Annotated in this window: 12 protein-coding genes and 1 pseudogene; all 13 read left to right on the top strand. The window is 71.3% G+C overall.

Annotation, left to right across the window (positions count from 1 at the left end; translation table 11 throughout):
• The first annotated feature begins 182 nt into the window (after positions 1–182).
• The 13 genes and pseudogenes from ACFU5O_RS03390 (at position 183) to ACFU5O_RS03330 (ending at position 16,059) form a co-directional block, all read left to right on the top strand.
• Complete coding sequence (locus ACFU5O_RS03390; protein WP_384236405.1) at positions 183–1,778, top strand: dynamin family protein; 1,596 nt, start codon at positions 183–185, stop codon at positions 1,776–1,778.
• A gap of 159 nt (positions 1,779–1,937) precedes the next feature.
• Positions 1,938–3,689: a GTPase gene (locus ACFU5O_RS03385; RefSeq protein ID WP_384236403.1), complete on the top strand. Its 1,752-nt coding sequence runs from the start codon at positions 1,938–1,940 to the stop codon at positions 3,687–3,689.
• A 216-nt stretch (positions 3,690–3,905) separates the two neighbouring features.
• Positions 3,906–4,340, top strand: a pseudogene (locus ACFU5O_RS03380) (single-stranded DNA-binding protein); the annotation flags it as partial.
• 462 nt (positions 4,341–4,802) lie between these two features.
• A complete protein-coding gene (locus ACFU5O_RS03375; RefSeq protein ID WP_384236400.1) occupies positions 4,803–6,269 on the top strand; it encodes a Cys-Gln thioester bond-forming surface protein in 1,467 nt (488 codons plus the stop codon).
• Positions 6,270–6,522: 253 nt separating this feature from the next.
• Positions 6,523–6,747, top strand: coding sequence for a hypothetical protein (locus tag ACFU5O_RS03370; protein WP_384235710.1), 225 nt, complete (start codon positions 6,523–6,525; stop codon positions 6,745–6,747).
• A gap of 123 nt (positions 6,748–6,870) precedes the next feature.
• Entirely contained in the window at positions 6,871–7,260 is a 390-nt protein-coding gene (locus ACFU5O_RS03365) for a TraR/DksA family transcriptional regulator (protein ID WP_384235708.1), read from the top strand.
• Between the two features lie 210 nt (positions 7,261–7,470).
• A complete protein-coding gene (ettA, locus tag ACFU5O_RS03360; RefSeq protein WP_384235705.1) occupies positions 7,471–9,135 on the top strand; it encodes an energy-dependent translational throttle protein EttA in 1,665 nt (554 codons plus the stop codon).
• Positions 9,136–9,147: 12 nt separating this feature from the next.
• Positions 9,148–9,579, top strand: a complete 432-nt coding sequence (locus ACFU5O_RS03355; RefSeq protein ID WP_384235703.1) for an acyl-CoA thioesterase — start codon at positions 9,148–9,150, stop codon at positions 9,577–9,579.
• Entirely contained in the window at positions 9,576–10,268 is a 693-nt protein-coding gene (locus ACFU5O_RS03350) for a hypothetical protein (protein WP_384235701.1), read from the top strand. The genes ACFU5O_RS03355 and ACFU5O_RS03350 overlap by 4 nt, the downstream gene beginning before the upstream one ends.
• Positions 10,269–10,454: 186 nt before the next feature.
• Entirely contained in the window at positions 10,455–11,225 is a 771-nt protein-coding gene (locus tag ACFU5O_RS03345; protein WP_384235699.1) for an IclR family transcriptional regulator, read from the top strand.
• Between the two features lie 69 nt (positions 11,226–11,294).
• A complete protein-coding gene (locus ACFU5O_RS03340; RefSeq protein ID WP_384235697.1) occupies positions 11,295–13,805 on the top strand; it encodes an FAD-dependent oxidoreductase in 2,511 nt (836 codons plus the stop codon).
• Between the two features lie 11 nt (positions 13,806–13,816).
• Positions 13,817–14,959: an N-methyl-L-tryptophan oxidase gene (solA, locus tag ACFU5O_RS03335; protein WP_384235695.1), complete on the top strand. Its 1,143-nt coding sequence runs from the start codon at positions 13,817–13,819 to the stop codon at positions 14,957–14,959.
• A complete protein-coding gene (locus tag ACFU5O_RS03330) occupies positions 14,956–16,059 on the top strand; it encodes an aromatic ring-hydroxylating dioxygenase subunit alpha (RefSeq protein WP_384235693.1) in 1,104 nt (367 codons plus the stop codon). Before solA ends, ACFU5O_RS03330 begins: the two co-directional genes overlap by 4 nt.
• The last annotated feature ends 79 nt before the right edge of the window (positions 16,060–16,138 follow it).

Here is a 16,138-nt window from a genome sequence, read left to right as displayed (position 1 = left end):
CCGATAATCGCAGGCAGGTGCGATTCTTGCAGCGGTTTTTTCGCCTCACACCTCGGGTGTTGTGCACTCGTTATGCCTGTGCCCCACTTGTCTCGTCCGTCCCGTCTGCCTGATCGGCGCGCAGGGATGTCCATACGCTTCAAAAAGGCTCCAAAATTGGGCATTCTTCGCATGTGGTGACCATGGAAGTACGGCCTCAGCTGATCGACGCACTCTCCGCCCTGCGCGACCGTGTCGCTGCCGTGCGTCTTCCACTCCCCCTCCCCGGCGCGCCGAATGCGCGGCGGACGAGAGACGAGATGCTCGCGCAGCTCGACGACTATCTGGTGCCCCGGCTGAGGAACCCCGAAGCGCCGCTGCTGGCGGTGATCGGCGGGTCCACGGGGGCGGGGAAGTCGACCCTGGTCAACTCCCTTGTGGGGCGGCGGGTAAGCGAGGCCGGGGTGCTGCGGCCGACGACCCGTATCCCCGTGCTCGTATGCCACCCGGACGATCACCACTGGTTCGCGGGCACGCGCGTGCTGCCGCACCTCACCCGCGTATGGCTCCCGCAGCAGGAGACCGAGGCCGCCGACGGGCGCGGGAAGGCGGAGGACAACGCGCTGCGGATCGAGACCGCCGGGTCCCTGCCCCCCGGACTCGCCCTCCTCGACGCACCTGACATCGACTCGCTCGTCGTCGAGAACCGGGTCCTGGCCGCCGAGTTGATCTGCGCCGCCGACATCTGGGTCATGGTCACCACCGCCTCCCGGTACGCGGACGCGGTCCCGTGGCATCTGCTGCGCACCGCGAAGCAGTACGACGCCACGCTCGTGACCGTGCTCGACCGGGTTCCGCACCAGATGATCGCGGAGGTGTCCCGGCAGTACGCCGCGCTCCTGACGAAGGCGGGGCTCGGGGCGGTACCGCGGTTCACGATTCCGGAGCTGCCCGAGTCCGCGAGCCGCGGCAGCGGACTGCTGCCGGATTCCGCCGTCGTCGTCCTCCGGGACTGGCTGGTGCAGTGCGCCCTGGACCCCGCCGCACGTCAGCAGACAGTCGTACGGACCGCCGCCGGCGTCATCGACTCGCTCAACGCCCGGATGCCCGAGCTCGCGGGCGCCGTCGCCGCGCAGTACGCCGCCGCCGTACGCCTCTCCGGCACGGTCGAGGAGGCGTACGCGCGGGAGGCCGAGCGGGTGCGCAAGCAGCTCGCCCGCGGCGCGGTGCTCGCCGGAGACGCCCGCACCCGCTGGCGGGGCTACCCACGCGACAGCTCCGCCGCCGAGCTCCTCGACGCCCTTGCCGAGAGCCTCATCGCGCTGCTCCAGTGTGCCGTGGCGGCCGCTGACGAACGGCTCCAGGAAGCGTGGCGGCGTGAGCCGGCCGCAGGCGGGATCGGTGGCGGGCTCTCGGCCGCCGACCGGGACTGCACCGAACGCATCGGGATGGCCGTACGCCGCTGGCGGCGGGTCCTGGAGGAGCTCGCCGAGGAAACGGTCCGGGGCATGGAACGCTCGGCCGCGCCCGACCCCGAGACCGTCGCCGCGCTGCTCGCCGCCGCACTGCTCGGCGGCCGGCGTGCGCGCGCCGCGGGGGAACTGCTCGCCGAACGCCTGGGCGCCCAGGGCGCGCTGCGGCTGCGGGACAAGGGCGCCGAGCTCGTGACGACGTACGTGGAACGCGTACTGCACGAGGAGCGTGACCTGCGTCTGGCCCCGCTCGACGCGCTCGAAGTGTCCCCGGAGCCACAGGCCGAGCTGATCGCCGCGCTGTCCGTACTGCAGAAGGAGAGGTGACCGCCGGTGACCGCTGTCACTGGGGAGACCGAGGACCGCTCGGGGACCGGGCCCGAGGGTGCCGGCCGTGAGGGGGGCGGTTCCGTGGGGGACGGACCGGCCGGGACGGCCGCCGAAAGGCCCGTCCAGAGCTCCGTGGAGGGCCACGGGTCCCGCGCGGTGCATGCGGGGGACGAGGGCGTGAGGAACGCCGCAGAGGAGGCCGAGCGGTTCGAGGACGGGGAGTCAGGGGACGGCGGCCGCTGGGACGACGGCCTCATCGCCCGGCGGGCCGTGGAACCGTCCGCCTTCGAGGAGGAGGGTTTCGCAGAGGAGCAGCACGTCCCCGTCGGAGGTCCCTATGCCGCTCCGCTTCGCGCCCGCCTGGACGCCCTCCGCGAGCTCGTCGGCCTTTCCCGTGCCCGCCTGGAGGGCCGGGCCCTCGACGAGGCGGGCCGAGTACTCGACGAGGCGGCGACGCGCCAGCGCCTGTCGTCGCAGCACACCGTCGTCGCCATCGCGGGCGCGACCGGCAGCGGTAAGTCGACGCTGTTCAACGCCCTGGCCGGCGTGCCTGTTTCTGAGACCGGACTGCGCAGGCCCACGACGTCCGCGCCGATCTCGCTCAGCTGGTCCGAGGGCGCCGCAGGGCTGCTCGACCGGCTCGCCATCCCCGGACGGCTGCGCCGTCGGCCGCTGGCGGGCGGGTCCGGCGACGAGGCGCTGCAGGGGCTCGTCCTGGTGGACCTGCCCGATCACGACTCGGCGCTGACCGTGCACCGGGAGCAGGTGGACCGGGTGCTGGCGCTGGTCGACGCGGTCATCTGGGTCGTCGACCCGGAGAAGTACGCCGACGCCGCCCTGCACGAGCGCTATCTGCGTCCCCTCGCGGGGCACGCCGAGGTCACGTTCGTCGTCCTCAACCAGATCGACCGGCTTCCCGGCGAGGCCGCCGACCAGGTGCTCGACGATCTGCGCCGCCTCCTCGACGAGGACGGCATCGCCGTGGGCGAGCACGGCGAGCCCGGCGCCACCGTGCTCGCCCTTTCGGCCCTCACCGGCGAGGGCGTCGGCGACCTGCGGGAGCTGCTCGGACGCTTTGTGCAGGAGCGCACCGCCCCCGCCCGGCGTATCTCCGCCGACGTGGACGCGGCGGCGGCGCGGCTGCGATCCCTGTACCTCGCCGACGGGCAGCCCGGACTCCACGAGCGCGCACGTGACGACTTCGCCGCCCGGCTGGCACGCGCGGTCGGGGCCACGGCGGTCGGAGAGGAGGCCGAACGCCAGTGGCGCAGAAACGCGGGGCGTGCCTGCGGTACGCCCTGGCTGCGGTTGTGGCGCTGGTACGAGCGGGTCCGCACCCCCGGAGGCGGGCTGCCGCAGCCGCCGGAGCCGGTGGAGGAGGAGCTCACCGCCCGGCAGCGGGTGGAGCAGGCGGTACGCATCGTCGCGGACGAGGCGGTCCAGGGCCTGCCCGCGCCCTGGGCGCAGGCCGTGCGTGAGGCCGCGGTGCGCGGGGCGGACGGTCTGCCCGAGGCCCTGGACGAGCTCGCTGTGACCCTGGGCACCCCGGCCGCCCGGCCGCCGCGGCCCACGTGGTGGCCGGCCGCGGTGCTGGCGCAGGCCGCCATGACGCTGCTTCAGGTGTTCGGAGGGCTGTGGCTGGTGGGGCAGATCATCGGGGTCATGGAGCCGATGCTGGTGCCGCCGGTGCTCCTGATGCTCGCCGGGATCATCGGAGGACCGCTGGTGGAATGGGCGTGCGCGGCAGCGGCGAAGGGGCCGGCACGGCGGTACGGGCAGGACGCGGAGCGGCGGCTCAAAGAGGCCGCGGCGGCCTGCGGGCGGGCGAGGGTCCTCGATCCGATCGCGTCGGAGCTGTTGCGGTACCGGGAGGTGCGGGATCAGTACGTGGCGGTGTCCAGACGCTGACGTACCTCTCTCTGCCTCTGCCTCTGCCTCTGCCTGGGCCTGTGCCTCTGTCGCTGTCGGCATTGTGGACGCCGAAGACCTCGCCACTCGTTTCGGTGGCGGGGTTTTCCACATGTATGGGGGCATCCACAGGCACCAGCGGGAAGTCCTGCGCCGGAGCAGCATGGGGACCGGTCAGTGCGGCGGGCGGTCCGCCGAAGCAGGAGGGGAAAGATCATGAACGAGACGATGGTGACGCTTGTCGGAAACGTAGCCACAGGCGTGGAATACCGGGAATCGGCCGGCGGGGGATACGCGCGATTCCGATTCGCGGTGGGCTCGCGCCGATGGGATCGGCAGCGAGAGTTCTGGACGGACGGTCCCACCAGCTTCTACACGGTGTGGGCGTGGCGTTCGCTCGGGCTGAATCTGGCAGCCTCGGTCTCTGTCGGCGAACCACTTGTGCTGTACGGCCGGCTGAGGGTGCGGGAAGAGGAACGTGACGGGCAGCGGCGGACGTCCGTCGACGTCGACGCCGTGGCGGTCGGGCACGACATGACGCGTGGTACGTCCGCGTTCCGGCGGGTCGCCAGAGGCGAGCCACAGCTGACGGGCCGTCCGAGCGGCCGGATGGGCGGCGACGGGGCGGGCGGTGATCCGCCTGCAGAGCGAGCAGCGGCACGCGGAGCCGACCCGGCGGACGACCTGTGGGCGCGTCAGGGCCCACCGGGCCAGGGCCCGGACACCGGCTCCCGGGAGCCTGGGCCTGAGGTCGTCGGGGCGGCGGACGCCTCCGTTGCCCCCGCCGGGCCGCGCCCTGGCGCGTCCGATCCCTCCGGTCCCTCGGCCTCCTTCGGTCACGCGAGGCCACCTGACGGGGGCAACGGGCACGGCGACGGCAGGGGTGGGCCGGGCGAGCGCGTCCTCGTAACCGCCGCATCCGCGGCAACCACCGCCGGCACGGATTCCGCGTCAGCGCCCTGACCTGGGGTTGTGGAGATTTGTCGATAGTTGGTCAGGGGATGCGGAGGCCGCGATAACGATTCCGATTCGGAATGGTTATGTCGCGGCATGACGGGGCACCCGGGGGCAGTGCCTCTTTAGGATTCCCCAGTATTCACGGGGCACTTGAGTATGCAGGCGAGGCACTCCCCCCACGCACCCCACGCGAAAGCGCCTCGCCCGGAGGGGAATTCTGTGTTTTCTGCGTTCTCTGTACGTCGGCGGGGAGCCGTCCGTCCGGCCGTGGCAGCTTTGGTGCCAGGGCTGTTCGCGGCAGGGTCGGTACTCATCGCCGGACCCGCTGTGGCCGACGAGGCCCCCCAGCACACGGGCGGCGCCTCCGCCACCCTGGACGGCCTGACCACGTTCGACCGTGCCGTGCTGCACGACGGTGGCCGCGACCAGGAAGTGCCCGCCGGCCTCTTCGAGATGACGGTCGACGGCGGTGGCAGGCTCAAGACGTACTGCATCGACATCCACAACCCCACCCAGGAGCAGGCCAAGTACCTGGAGACCCCCTGGGACCAGACCTCGCTCGGTGCCAACGAGAACGCCGGCAGGATCCGCTGGATCCTGCAGCACTCCTACCCTCAGGTCGACGACCTCATGGCGCTGGCCGACCAGGCCGGTACGGGGCCGCTCACCGAGCGGACCGCGGCGGCGGGCACCCAGGTCGCCATCTGGAGGTACTCGGACGGTGCGGAGGTCGAGGCGCTCGACCCGGCCGCCGAGAAGCTCGCCGACTGGCTCGAGAAGAAGGCGCAGAACACCGAAGAGCCCCGTGCCTCGCTCAGTCTGGAGCCGAACGCGGTCTCCGGGAAGGCCGGCGAGCGGCTCGGGCCGGTCACGATACGGACCGACGCCGACCGCGTCACCGTGAACCCTCCCGCCGATGCCGCCGCCAGCGGTATCAAGGTCACCGGCAAGGACGGCAGGCCGGTGACCTCCGCCGTCAACGGCAGCCGGCTGTATCTCGACATACCTTCGGGGGCCGCCGACGGTACGGCCTCGCTCACCCTGCAGGCGACCACGTCGGTGCCGGTCGGCCGGGCGTTCGCAGGGGTGACCAAGAGCCAGACCCAGATCCTGGCCGGGTCCAGCCAGTCCACGGTGTCCGCGAACGCCACCGCCACCTGGGCGAAGAAGGGGCCGATCCCTGCGCTGTCGGCCGAGAAGAACTGTGCAAAGGGTGGCGTCGACATCACAGCCACCAACAAGGGCGACGAGGCGTTCACCTTCGAGCTGATGGGCTTCAAGCACACCATCGCCGCCGGTGAATCCCGCACCGTCACCGTCCCGGTGCCCGAGGACCAGGCGTACGATTTCACGATCACCGGGCCCGGCGGGTTCTCGAAGAACTTCAAGGGTCTGCTGGACTGCAAGACGTCCGGCAGTGCAGGCCCTGCCCCGGACCAGCCGTCCTCCCAGCCCGGTCCCGCATCGGTGGGCGGCACTTCGGGCGGTGACGTGAACCTCGCCGCGACCGGCACGTCGAACGCCACCCCGCTCGTCGCGGGCGTAGCGATCGTGCTCGTGCTCGCGGGCGGCGCCGCCGTCTTCCTCGTACGCAAGAAGAAGGCGCCCTCCACCGAGGAATGAGCCGCCGACGGTGAATCCACCGTGACAGCGCGCCGACGACGGCTCCGTACAGCGCCCGCAACGGGTCCGTCGTCGTAGCGGGAGGCCGCCGCCGGGGGCCGGGGGCCCGGGAGTGCCCAAGGCCGGAGGGGTGCACGGGCGTGGTCCTGCCGATGAGGGTCCTGCTTCGACCGCCCGGTCCGTCCCCGGGACCGCTGTCACGTCCCCGACGGGTCCGCGTGCTCCCGGACGCCCTCCGGCGCAACCTGGATGCATGAGTCGTGTGCCGATCGTCGTGCACCGGATATCGCCCTCCGGGGGCCGGCGCATCACGGTACGCAACCAGATCATCGGGCTCGCCCGCTCCGACCGGGATCTGTTGGAGCTTCTCCGCCGCGCGGGGCTGCCTGGTGCGGAGGCGTTGATCGACGATCCGACCTGGATCGAGTGGGTCGGGGGACAGGCGCACCAGTACGACCGGCTCGAGCTGATGCCATGAACGCCCGGGCAGCCGGCGTGCCGGGATCGACCGGTCTGCCGCCCAGGCCCAGCGACCGGCTCTCACTCGGCGGGCGGCCGAGGTGGGGGAATGTGAACCGCGAGTGCCGTTGTTGATGTACGAATGAGCGAATCGTCCGCTGATGGCGTTTCCCCTCCGATCGAGCGGGAGTCGGTCCGCGAGCGGCTGGCGGCCGAGCGTGCCGGTACGGGCGCGCAGATCGCGGCACTGAGTCGTGAGTTCGACGGGATCGTCGAGGCCAACGCCCTGGTGGCGGTCGACGACGAGCACGACCCTGAGGGATCCAGCACCGCCTTCGAGCGGGCGCATGTCGCGTCGCTGCTGGCACAGGCGCGCGAACATCTGGCCGACCTCGACCGCGCACAGGAAAGGCTGGAGCGAGGCGACTACGGGCGGTGCGAGGGGTGCGGCGAGCCGATCCCGGCGGAGCGCCTGGAGGTGCGCCCGGCGGCGACCACCTGCGTGCACTGTGCCGCGGCCGGTCCCAGCTGACCGGGGCGTCGGCCGTGGCCCCGGCATCCGCGGACCCCGCGAGGCGGCTCCACGCCGACCGGCGGCGACCGCCAGTGACAGATCGGCTACGGGAAATGAATCCGGAAGGGCCAGGTCAGGAGCACCTTGCCTTACTGGTTTCGTTCCCGGGGTGGCGGTCAGGCAAGATGGGGTGTATCTGCCCACTCCCCTATTGCCGGACGGTTTCTCTTGGCTGAGTACATCTACACCATGCGCAAGACGCGCAAGGCGCACGGCGACAAGGTCATCCTTGACGACGTCACGCTGAGCTTCCTGCCCGGTGCGAAGATCGGTGTGGTCGGCCCGAACGGTGCCGGAAAGTCCACCGTTCTGAAGATCATGGCGGGTCTGGAGCAGCCGTCGAACGGTGACGCCTTCCTCTCGCCCGGATACACCGTCGGCATGCTCCTCCAGGAGCCGCCGCTCGACGAGTCCAAGACCGTCCTGCAGAACGTCCAGGACGGCGCCGCCGAGATCATGGGGAAGCTCCACCGCTTCAACGAGGTCGCGGAGCTGATGGCGACCGACTACTCCGACGCGCTGATGGAGGAGATGGGCAAGCTCCAGGAGGACCTCGACCACGCCAACGCCTGGGACCTGGACACCCAGCTGGAGCAGGCCATGGACGCGCTGGGCTGCCCGCCCGGCGACTGGGCGGTCACCAACCTCTCCGGTGGTGAGCGCCGTCGCGTCGCGCTCTGCAAGCTGCTGCTCGAGGCCCCCGACCTGCTGCTGCTCGACGAGCCCACCAACCACCTCGACGCAGAGTCGGTGCAGTGGCTGGAGCAGCACCTCGCCAAGTACCCCGGCACCGTCGTCGCGGTCACCCACGACCGGTACTTCCTCGACAACGTCGCCCAGTGGATCCTGGAGCTCGACCGCGGCCGGGCCCACCCCTACGAGGGCAACTACTCCACCTACCTGGAGAACAAGGCCTCCCGTCTCAAGGTCGAGGGCCAGAAGGACGCCAAGCGGCAGAAGCGGCTCAAGGAAGAGCTGGAGTGGGTCCGCTCCAATGCCAAGGGACGCCAGGCCAAGTCCAAGGCCCGTCTGGCCCGCTACGAGGAGATGGCCGCCGAGGCCGACAAGATGCGGAAGCTGGACTTCGAGGAGATCCAGATCCCGCCGGGCCCGCGTCTGGGCAGCGTCGTCGTCGAGATCGAGAACCTGAGCAAGGCCTTCGGCGAGAAGGTCCTCATCGACGACCTCTCCTTCACGCTGCCGCGCAACGGCATCGTCGGCATCATCGGGCCGAACGGAGCCGGCAAGACCACGCTGTTCAAGATGATCCAGGGTCTTGAGGAGCCCGACGCCGGCAAGATCAAGGTCGGCGACACCGTCAAGATCTCGTACGTCGACCAGAGCCGCGAGAACATCGACCCGAAGAAGACGCTGTGGGCCGTCGTCTCCGACGAGCTGGACTACATCAACGTCGGCCAGGTCGAGATGCCGTCCCGCGCCTACGTCTCCGCGTTCGGCTTCAAGGGACCGGACCAGCAGAAGCCGGCCGGGGTCCTCTCCGGCGGTGAGCGCAACCGCCTCAACCTGGCGCTCACCCTCAAGCAGGGCGGCAACCTGCTGCTCCTCGACGAGCCGACCAACGACCTCGACGTCGAGACCCTGTCCTCGCTGGAGAACGCGTTGCTGGAGTTCCCCGGCTGCGCCGTGGTCGTCTCCCACGACCGCTGGTTCCTCGACCGCGTGGCCACGCACATCCTGGCGTACGAGGGCGACTCCAAGTGGTTCTGGTTCGAGGGCAACTTCGAGTCGTACGAGAAGAACAAGGTGGAGCGGCTCGGTGCGGACGCGGCCCGTCCGCATCGCGCCACCTACAAGAAGCTCACCCGGGGCTGAGGCAGGAAGTCAGTGGCTCGGCACATCTACCAGTGCCCCCTGCGCTGGTCGGACATGGATGCCTTCGGGCACGTCAACAATGTGGTCTTCCTCCGCTATCTGGAGGAGGCCCGCATCGACTTCATGTTCCGGCTGGCGCCGGGGGACGGTTCCCCGTCGTTCTCCGGAGGGTCCGTCGTGGCCCGTCATGAGATCGACTACGTACGGCCGCTGGTCCACCGGCATGAGCCGGTGACCGTCGAGTCGTGGGTGACCAAGATCGGCGCGGCGTCGCTGACGATCGCGTACGAGATCAAGGATCCGGACCAGGTGTACGTCCGGGCCTCGACGATCGTGGTGCCCTACGACCTGGCGGCGGCGCGCCCGCGCCGGATCAGCGCCGAGGAGAAGTCCTTCCTCCTGGAGTACCTGGACGAAGGCGTGGAGGACCCGGTCGCGGCATGACAGCGCCCGTGCAGACCCTGCGGCTCGCCGACGCGAGGGAGGCGGCGGACCTCGCCGCCTTCCTCGGCCGGCTGATCCACTACGACCGGGCCGCCGCGGTCCGGCTCCAGGCGGCCGGTGCCAGAGGGAGGCAGAACAGCCTCGCCGTGTTCGGCAGGCCGCCGTCGTTCGAGGTCCTCGCGATCCGTACGGCCCGGCTGGCGGAGCCCGACGAGGACCTCCGGCTGGACGTCACCGTCTCCGCCGGCGAGCTGCTGGAATCCGTCGAAGGCGTGCATCTCGCCGTTCCGGCCGCGGTCACCGGGCCCCCGTGGGCGGGGGTACTTCCGCCGCGCGGCGGTTGGCGAGAACTTCCGGGACTGCCCGGCCTCCCCGAGATGCGGGCCGCGGTGGCGGCCGCGGTCACCGAATTCCGTTCCCGTGACGAGGCGTTGCCGCACGAGCGGCGCAGCCGCGCCGAACGTGACCGTATCGGCCGCGAGATCTGGTCCCGCACCCTCGGTGACACCGGCCTGCCGCTGCGTGCCGTGCACGCGGCGCAGTCCCTCGGCTTCCTGCGCCCGACGCCGCAGGGCGTGCCGGGCGCGGCGCTGTTCGCCGCGGGCGGCTGGCTCCGGCTGCGTACACCGTTCGGCTCTGTGGCCGTACGCACGGGCGGACTCGGCGGGCTGACCGTCACCCCCGCCTGAGCGCCCGGGCGGCCGCATCGCGGGCACGGGAACCGGGCCCGGCGACGAGCCCGGTGACGAACCGTGAGAACCAGCCCCGGGAAACAGGCCCGCATAAGGTCCCCCGGACCGGGCAGGTGAGCCGTCGGCGCGACCGGTGCAACGGGAGTGCGCGATGGGCAACACCTGCATCGGGGGCTGGTGGCGATGGCGATGACGGACAAGGCGAGTTCCGTGCAGTCGGTGGACCGTGCCGTGAGCGTGCTGGAGAGTCTGGCCCGGCACGGCGAGGCGGGGGTCACGGAGATCGCCAATGAGCTCGGTGTGCACCGCTCGACGGCGTTCCGGCTGCTCGGTGTCCTCGAGAACCGGGGCCTCGTCGCCCAGTCCAGGGAGCGGGGCAAGTACTACCTGGGCGCCGGGGTGCTGCGCCTCGCCGGAGCCGCCGCCGTCCGGCTGGACATCTCCCAGGAGGGCGTACCGCTCTGCCGTGAACTCGCCGACGAGCTCGGTGAGACGGTCAACATCGCCGTGCTGGACGGGCCGGCCGCCGTCAATATCGCCCAGGCCCGCGGCCAGGCGTCCGTCACCTCGTACAACTGGCTCGGCCGGCGCACCCCTCTGCACGCCACCTCCAGCGGGAAGGTGCTGCTCGCGCACGGTCCGGCCTCGGTCAGGGACGAGGTGCTCGCGGGCCGTCTGGAGCGGTTCACGGAGCATACGGTCACGTCCGCCCGCACGCTGAGGGCCCAGCTGGCCGCCACCGCGGAGAACGGATTCGCCACCGCGGTGGAAGAGCTGGAGACCGGGCTGAACGCGGTCGCCGCGCCCGTACGCGGCCACGACGGGGCCGTGCTCGGCGCTCTCAGCACCTCGGGGCCCGCGTACCGGCTGGTCATGGAGCGGCTGCCGGTGCTGGCGGACCGTACGGCGGCGGCGGCTCGGGAGCTGTCCCGCCGGCTCGGACACGGCAGCTGACACACCCCGGCCGCGCCGGCGGGGCTCGGCGCTTGCGCATCCCTTCGGCCATTTACGAAGCGTTAACCCATGACTCTTGACGGTCACCGGGCCACGTTCCCAATATGTCTCCCATCGCGCAATCCGTCGTGCACCACGCAACAGCGGAGAGGTGGGGCATTGCCCAGTACGCGAGTGGTCGTCATCGGTGCCGGAATCGTCGGCTGCGGTCTCGCCGACGCGCTCACGGCCCGCGGCTGGACCGGGGTCACGGTGCTGGAGAAGGGTTCGCTGCCCGCACCGGGCGGCTCCACCTCCCACGCGCCCGGTCTGGTCTTCCGAACGAATCCGTCCAGGACGATGAGCGCGTTCGCGGGCCGCACCATCGAGAAGTTCACCGAGCTCGGGGCCTTCGAACCGGTGGGCGGGCTCGAAGTCGCCACCACCCCGGCCCGGCTCGCCGACCTCCACCGCAAGGCGGGACTCGCGGCCTCCTGGGGTGTGCGCGGCGAGGTCCTCGGACCCGAGCGGTGCGGCGAACTGTGGCCGCTGCTCGACCCCGACCGGATCCTCGGCGGCTTCCACACCCCCGACGACGGGCTGGCCCGGGCCGTGGACGCGGCCGCCGCCATGGCCCGCAGGGCAGCCGCGCGCGGGGCCCGGATCCTGGACCGGCACACGGTCACCGGGATCGAGCAGGCCGGTGGCCGCGTGACGGGCGTCGTCACCGACAGGGGCACCTTCCCCGCAGACATCGTGATCTCGGCGGCGGGGTTCTGGGGACCGGTGATCGGAGCCATGGCCGGGGTGACCGTCCCGCTGCTGCCGCTCGCCCACCAGTACGCCACCACCCGCCCGCTGCCCCGGCTCTCCGGCCGGGCGGTGGAGCTGCCGATACTGCGCCACCAGGACCGCGACCTGTACTTCCGCACGCACGGCGAGCGCATCGGCATCGGCTCGTACGCGCACCGGCCCATGCCCGTGGACCCGTTCACGGCGGTCGGCTCCGAACTCGCCTTCACCGACGAGGACTTCGAACCGAGCTGGGAGGACGCCCGCGCCCTGCTGCCCGCCCTGCGGGACAGCACGGTCGCCCACGGCTTCAACGGGATCTTCTCCTTCACCCCCGACGGCATGCCGCTCCTCGGAGAATCCCGCGAGCTGCGCGGCTTCTGGCTCGCCGAAGCCGTCTGGGTCACCCACTCCGCCGGGGTCGCCGAGGCCGTCGCCGACTGGCTCACCGACGGCCGCCCGCCCCTCGACCTGCATGAGTGCGACATCGCCCGGTTCGAGTCCGCCCAGCTGACACCGCCGTACATCGCCGACCGCAGCGCACAGAGCTTCGTCGAGGTGTACGACATCGTCCATCCCCTCCAGCCCCTGGAACAGCCGCGTCCGCTGCGCACCAGCCCCTTCCACATCCGCCAGCGCGAGCTCGGCGCGTACTTCCTGGAGGGCGGCGGCTGGGAACGTCCGCAGTGGTACGAGGCCAACGCCCCGCTGGCCGCCGGGCTCACGCTGCCCGCCCGTGACGCGTGGTCCGCCCGCTACTGGTCGCCGATCGCCGCGGCCGAGGCCCTCGCCACGCGCGAGCGGGTCGCCTTGTACGACATGACCCCGCTGCGACGTCTCGAAGTCACCGGACCCGGCTCGCTCGCGTTCCTCCAGCGGATGACGACGAACCAGCTGGACCGCAAGCCCGGTGCGGTCACCTACACCCTGCTCCTCGACGAGGGCGCCGGGATACGTTCCGACCTCACCGTCGCCAGGCTCGGCCCGGACCGCTTCCAGGTCGGCGCCAACTCTCCGGCCGACCTGGACCGGCTGACGCGCCACGCCCCCGACGGCGTACACATCCGCGACATCACGTCCGGCACGTGCTGCGTCGGCGTCTGGGGCCCCCTCGCCCGCGACCTGGTCCAGCCGCTCACCCGCGACGACTTCTCACATACGGCCTTCGGGTACTTCCGCGCCAGGGAGACGTACATCGGCCATGTGCCGGTGACGGCCCTGCGCGTCAGCTACGTCGGAGAACTGGGCTGGGAGCTGTACACGGACGCCGATCTGGGGCTGCGTCTGTGGGACACGCTGTGGGAGGCGGGCCGCGGCCTCGGCGCGATCGCCGCCGGGCGCAGCGCGTTCAACTCCCTGCGTCTGGAGAAGGGCTACCGGGCCTGGGGCCAGGACATGACCGCCGAGGACACCCCGTACGAGGCAGGGCTCGGCTTCGCCGTCCGTCCTGACAAGGGGGACTTCCTCGGACGGGCCGCCCTCGCCTCCGAGGGCCGGGACGACGGCCGGGCCGAAGGCCGGAACTGGAACCGGAACCGGATCCGCAGGAAGCTCACCTGTCTCACCGTCGACGACCCGGCCGCCGTCGTCCTCGGCAAGGAGCCGGTGCACATCGACGGTGAGGTCCGGGGTTACGTCACCAGCGCCGGCTACGGCTACACGCTCGGCCGCTGCGTCGCCTACGCCTGGCTCCCGCCCGCCCTGCCGCCCGGCACCGCCGTCCACATCGAGTACTTCGGTGAGAAGATCGCCGCGACCACGGCCGAGGAACCCCTGATCGACCCGCAGATGGACCGGATCCGGCGCTGAGGAGCTGAAGGATGGCACCGACCTACGATGTGATCGTCCTGGGCCTCGGCGGCATGGGCAGCGCCGCCGCGCACCATCTAGCGGCACGCGGCGCCCGCGTCCTCGGACTCGAGAAGTACGGCCCCGTGCACAACAAGGGCTCCAGCCACGGCGGTTCACGGATCACGCGTCAGTCGTACTTCGAGGACCCCGCCTATGTGCCGCTGCTCCTTCGCGCCTACGAGCTGTACGACAGGCTCGAACGCGACAGCGGCCGGGACATCGCCACGCTCTGCGGCGGTGTGATGATCGGCCGGCCCGGGTCCCGCGTGGTCGCCGGGGCGCTGCGCTCCGCGCAGCAGTGGGACCTGCCGCACGAGATGCTCGACGCGAAGGAGCTGCACCGGCGCTTTCCGACCTTCACGCCACACGACGACGAAGTCGCGCTCTATGAGGCCAGGGCAGGGCTGCTGCGGCCCGCGAACACCGTCGCCGCCCACCTCCAGCTCGCCACCGCCGACGGCGCCGAGCTCCACTTCGAGGAACCGGTGACCCACTGGGAGACGTACGGCGGCGGAGTACGGGTCCACACCGCAGAGGACGTGTACACGGCGGGACAGCTTGTCGTCTGTCCCGGCGCCTGGGCCCCCGAGCTGCTCTCCGGCCTCGGGGTGCCGATCACCGTCGAGCGGCAGATCATGTACTGGTTCCGGCCCGCCGGAGGCATCGGACCGTACACACCCGACCGGCACCCGATCTATGTCTGGGAGGACGCCGACGGGGTCCAGATCTACGGCTTCCCGGCCATCGACGGGCCCGAGGGCGGCGCCAAGGTCGCCTTCTTCCGCAAGGGTACGGTCTGCACCCCGGACACGATCGACCGCACGGTCCACGACCACGAGACGAAGGCCATGGCCGACCGGGTCGCGCCCCGGCTGCCCACTCTTCCCGGCGGCCTGCTCAAGGCCGCCACCTGCATGTACTCCACCACCCCCGACGAGCACTTCGTGATCGCCCGCCACCCCTCCCATCCGGAGTCCGTCACCGTGGCCTGCGGCTTCTCAGGGCACGGCTTCAAGTTCGTCACCGTCGTCGGCGAGATCCTCGCCGACCTGGCGCTCACCGGCACCACCGCGCACCCCATCGACCTGTTCGCCCCGGGGAGACCGCTATGACGTCCAGCCTCATCTCCACGCTCCCCGGCCGTGCCTACACCGACCCCGGGACGTTCCGCCGCGAACAGGAGCGGATCTTCGAGGCGTTGTGGTTCTGCGCGGTGCGCTCGGCGGAGCTCGCCGCGCCCGGCGCCTACCGCACCGTCCAGGTCGGCACCGAGAACGTCCTGATCACGCGGAACGCGGACGGTGCGCTGCGGGCCTTCCTCAATGTCTGCCGGCACCGCGGGGCGCGGCTGTGCGCCGAGCCGGCGGGCGAGGTCCGCCGTATCCTGCGCTGCCCGTACCACGCGTGGACGTACGACCTCGACGGCCGGCTCGTCGCCGCGCCCAACCTCGCGAGGATGAAGGACATCGACCGTGACGCGTACGGGCTGCGGAACGTGGCGCTGCGTGAATGGCTCGGCTACGCGTGGGTGTGCCTGGCCGACGCGCCACCGTCCTTCGAGGACACGGTCATCGGCGCCGCCGTCGAACGGCTCGGCGAGGTCGCGGCCATCGACCGCTACGGCACGGAGGACCTCGTTCTCGGCCACCGGATCGGCTACGACGTCGCGGCCAACTGGAAGCTCATCGTCGAGAACTTCATGGAGTGTTACCACTGCGCCACGATCCACCCCGAACTCACCGACGTGCTGCCGGAGTTCGCCCGGGGCTACGCGGCCCAGTACTACGTCGGGCACGGCGCCGAGTTCGCCTCCGCGGCGCAGGGCTTCACGGTCGACGGCAGCGAGGGCTTCGACAGGCTGCCCGGCCTCACCGACGACCAGGACCGCCGCTACTACGCCGTCACCGTCAAACCGCAGGTCTTCGTCAACCTGGTGCCCGACCATGTGATCGTCCACCGGATGTTCCCGGTGAACCACGCCCGTACGCTCGTCGAGTGCGACTGGCTGTACGCCCCGGAGGTCGTCGCGTCGGGCGGGGACCTGTCCCGGTCCGTGGAGCTGTTCCACCGGGTCAATGTGCAGGACTTCGAGGCCTGCGAGCTCACTCAGCCGGCCATGGAGTCACGTGCGTACCGCACCGGGGGAGTCCTCGTGCCCAGCGAACACCACATAGGCGCGTTCCATGCGTGGGTGACGGAGCGACTCGGCTGACCCGCACCCCGGGGCGGGCCCCCGGGGCCCGGTGTGCCCTTCGGGCGGGCTCCGAAGCAGACCGGTACCGCCCGGGTAG

The organism is Streptomyces sp. NPDC057445 (genome assembly GCF_042802855.1).
Classification (GTDB): domain Bacteria; phylum Actinomycetota; class Actinomycetes; order Streptomycetales; family Streptomycetaceae; genus Streptomyces.
Note: the sequence above shows the minus strand (reverse complement) of the source record. Positions and strands in the feature narration are given on the sequence as shown.

Coding starts and splice junctions, on each gene's coding strand:
- ACFU5O_RS03390 (WP_384236405.1), top strand. CDS start 183: ATGGAAGTACGGCCTCAGCTGATCGACGCACTCTCCGCCCTGCGCGAC.
- ACFU5O_RS03375 (WP_384236400.1), top strand. CDS start 4,803: ATGCAGGCGAGGCACTCCCCCCACGCACCCCACGCGAAAGCGCCTCGC.
- ACFU5O_RS03370 (WP_384235710.1), top strand. CDS start 6,523: ATGAGTCGTGTGCCGATCGTCGTGCACCGGATATCGCCCTCCGGGGGC.
- ACFU5O_RS03365 (WP_384235708.1), top strand. CDS start 6,871: ATGAGCGAATCGTCCGCTGATGGCGTTTCCCCTCCGATCGAGCGGGAG.
- ACFU5O_RS03350 (WP_384235701.1), top strand. CDS start 9,576: ATGACAGCGCCCGTGCAGACCCTGCGGCTCGCCGACGCGAGGGAGGCG.
- ACFU5O_RS03345 (WP_384235699.1), top strand. CDS start 10,455: ATGGCGATGACGGACAAGGCGAGTTCCGTGCAGTCGGTGGACCGTGCC.
- ACFU5O_RS03340 (WP_384235697.1), top strand. CDS start 11,295: ATGACTCTTGACGGTCACCGGGCCACGTTCCCAATATGTCTCCCATCG.
- solA (WP_384235695.1), top strand. CDS start 13,817: ATGGCACCGACCTACGATGTGATCGTCCTGGGCCTCGGCGGCATGGGC.
- ACFU5O_RS03330 (WP_384235693.1), top strand. CDS start 14,956: ATGACGTCCAGCCTCATCTCCACGCTCCCCGGCCGTGCCTACACCGAC.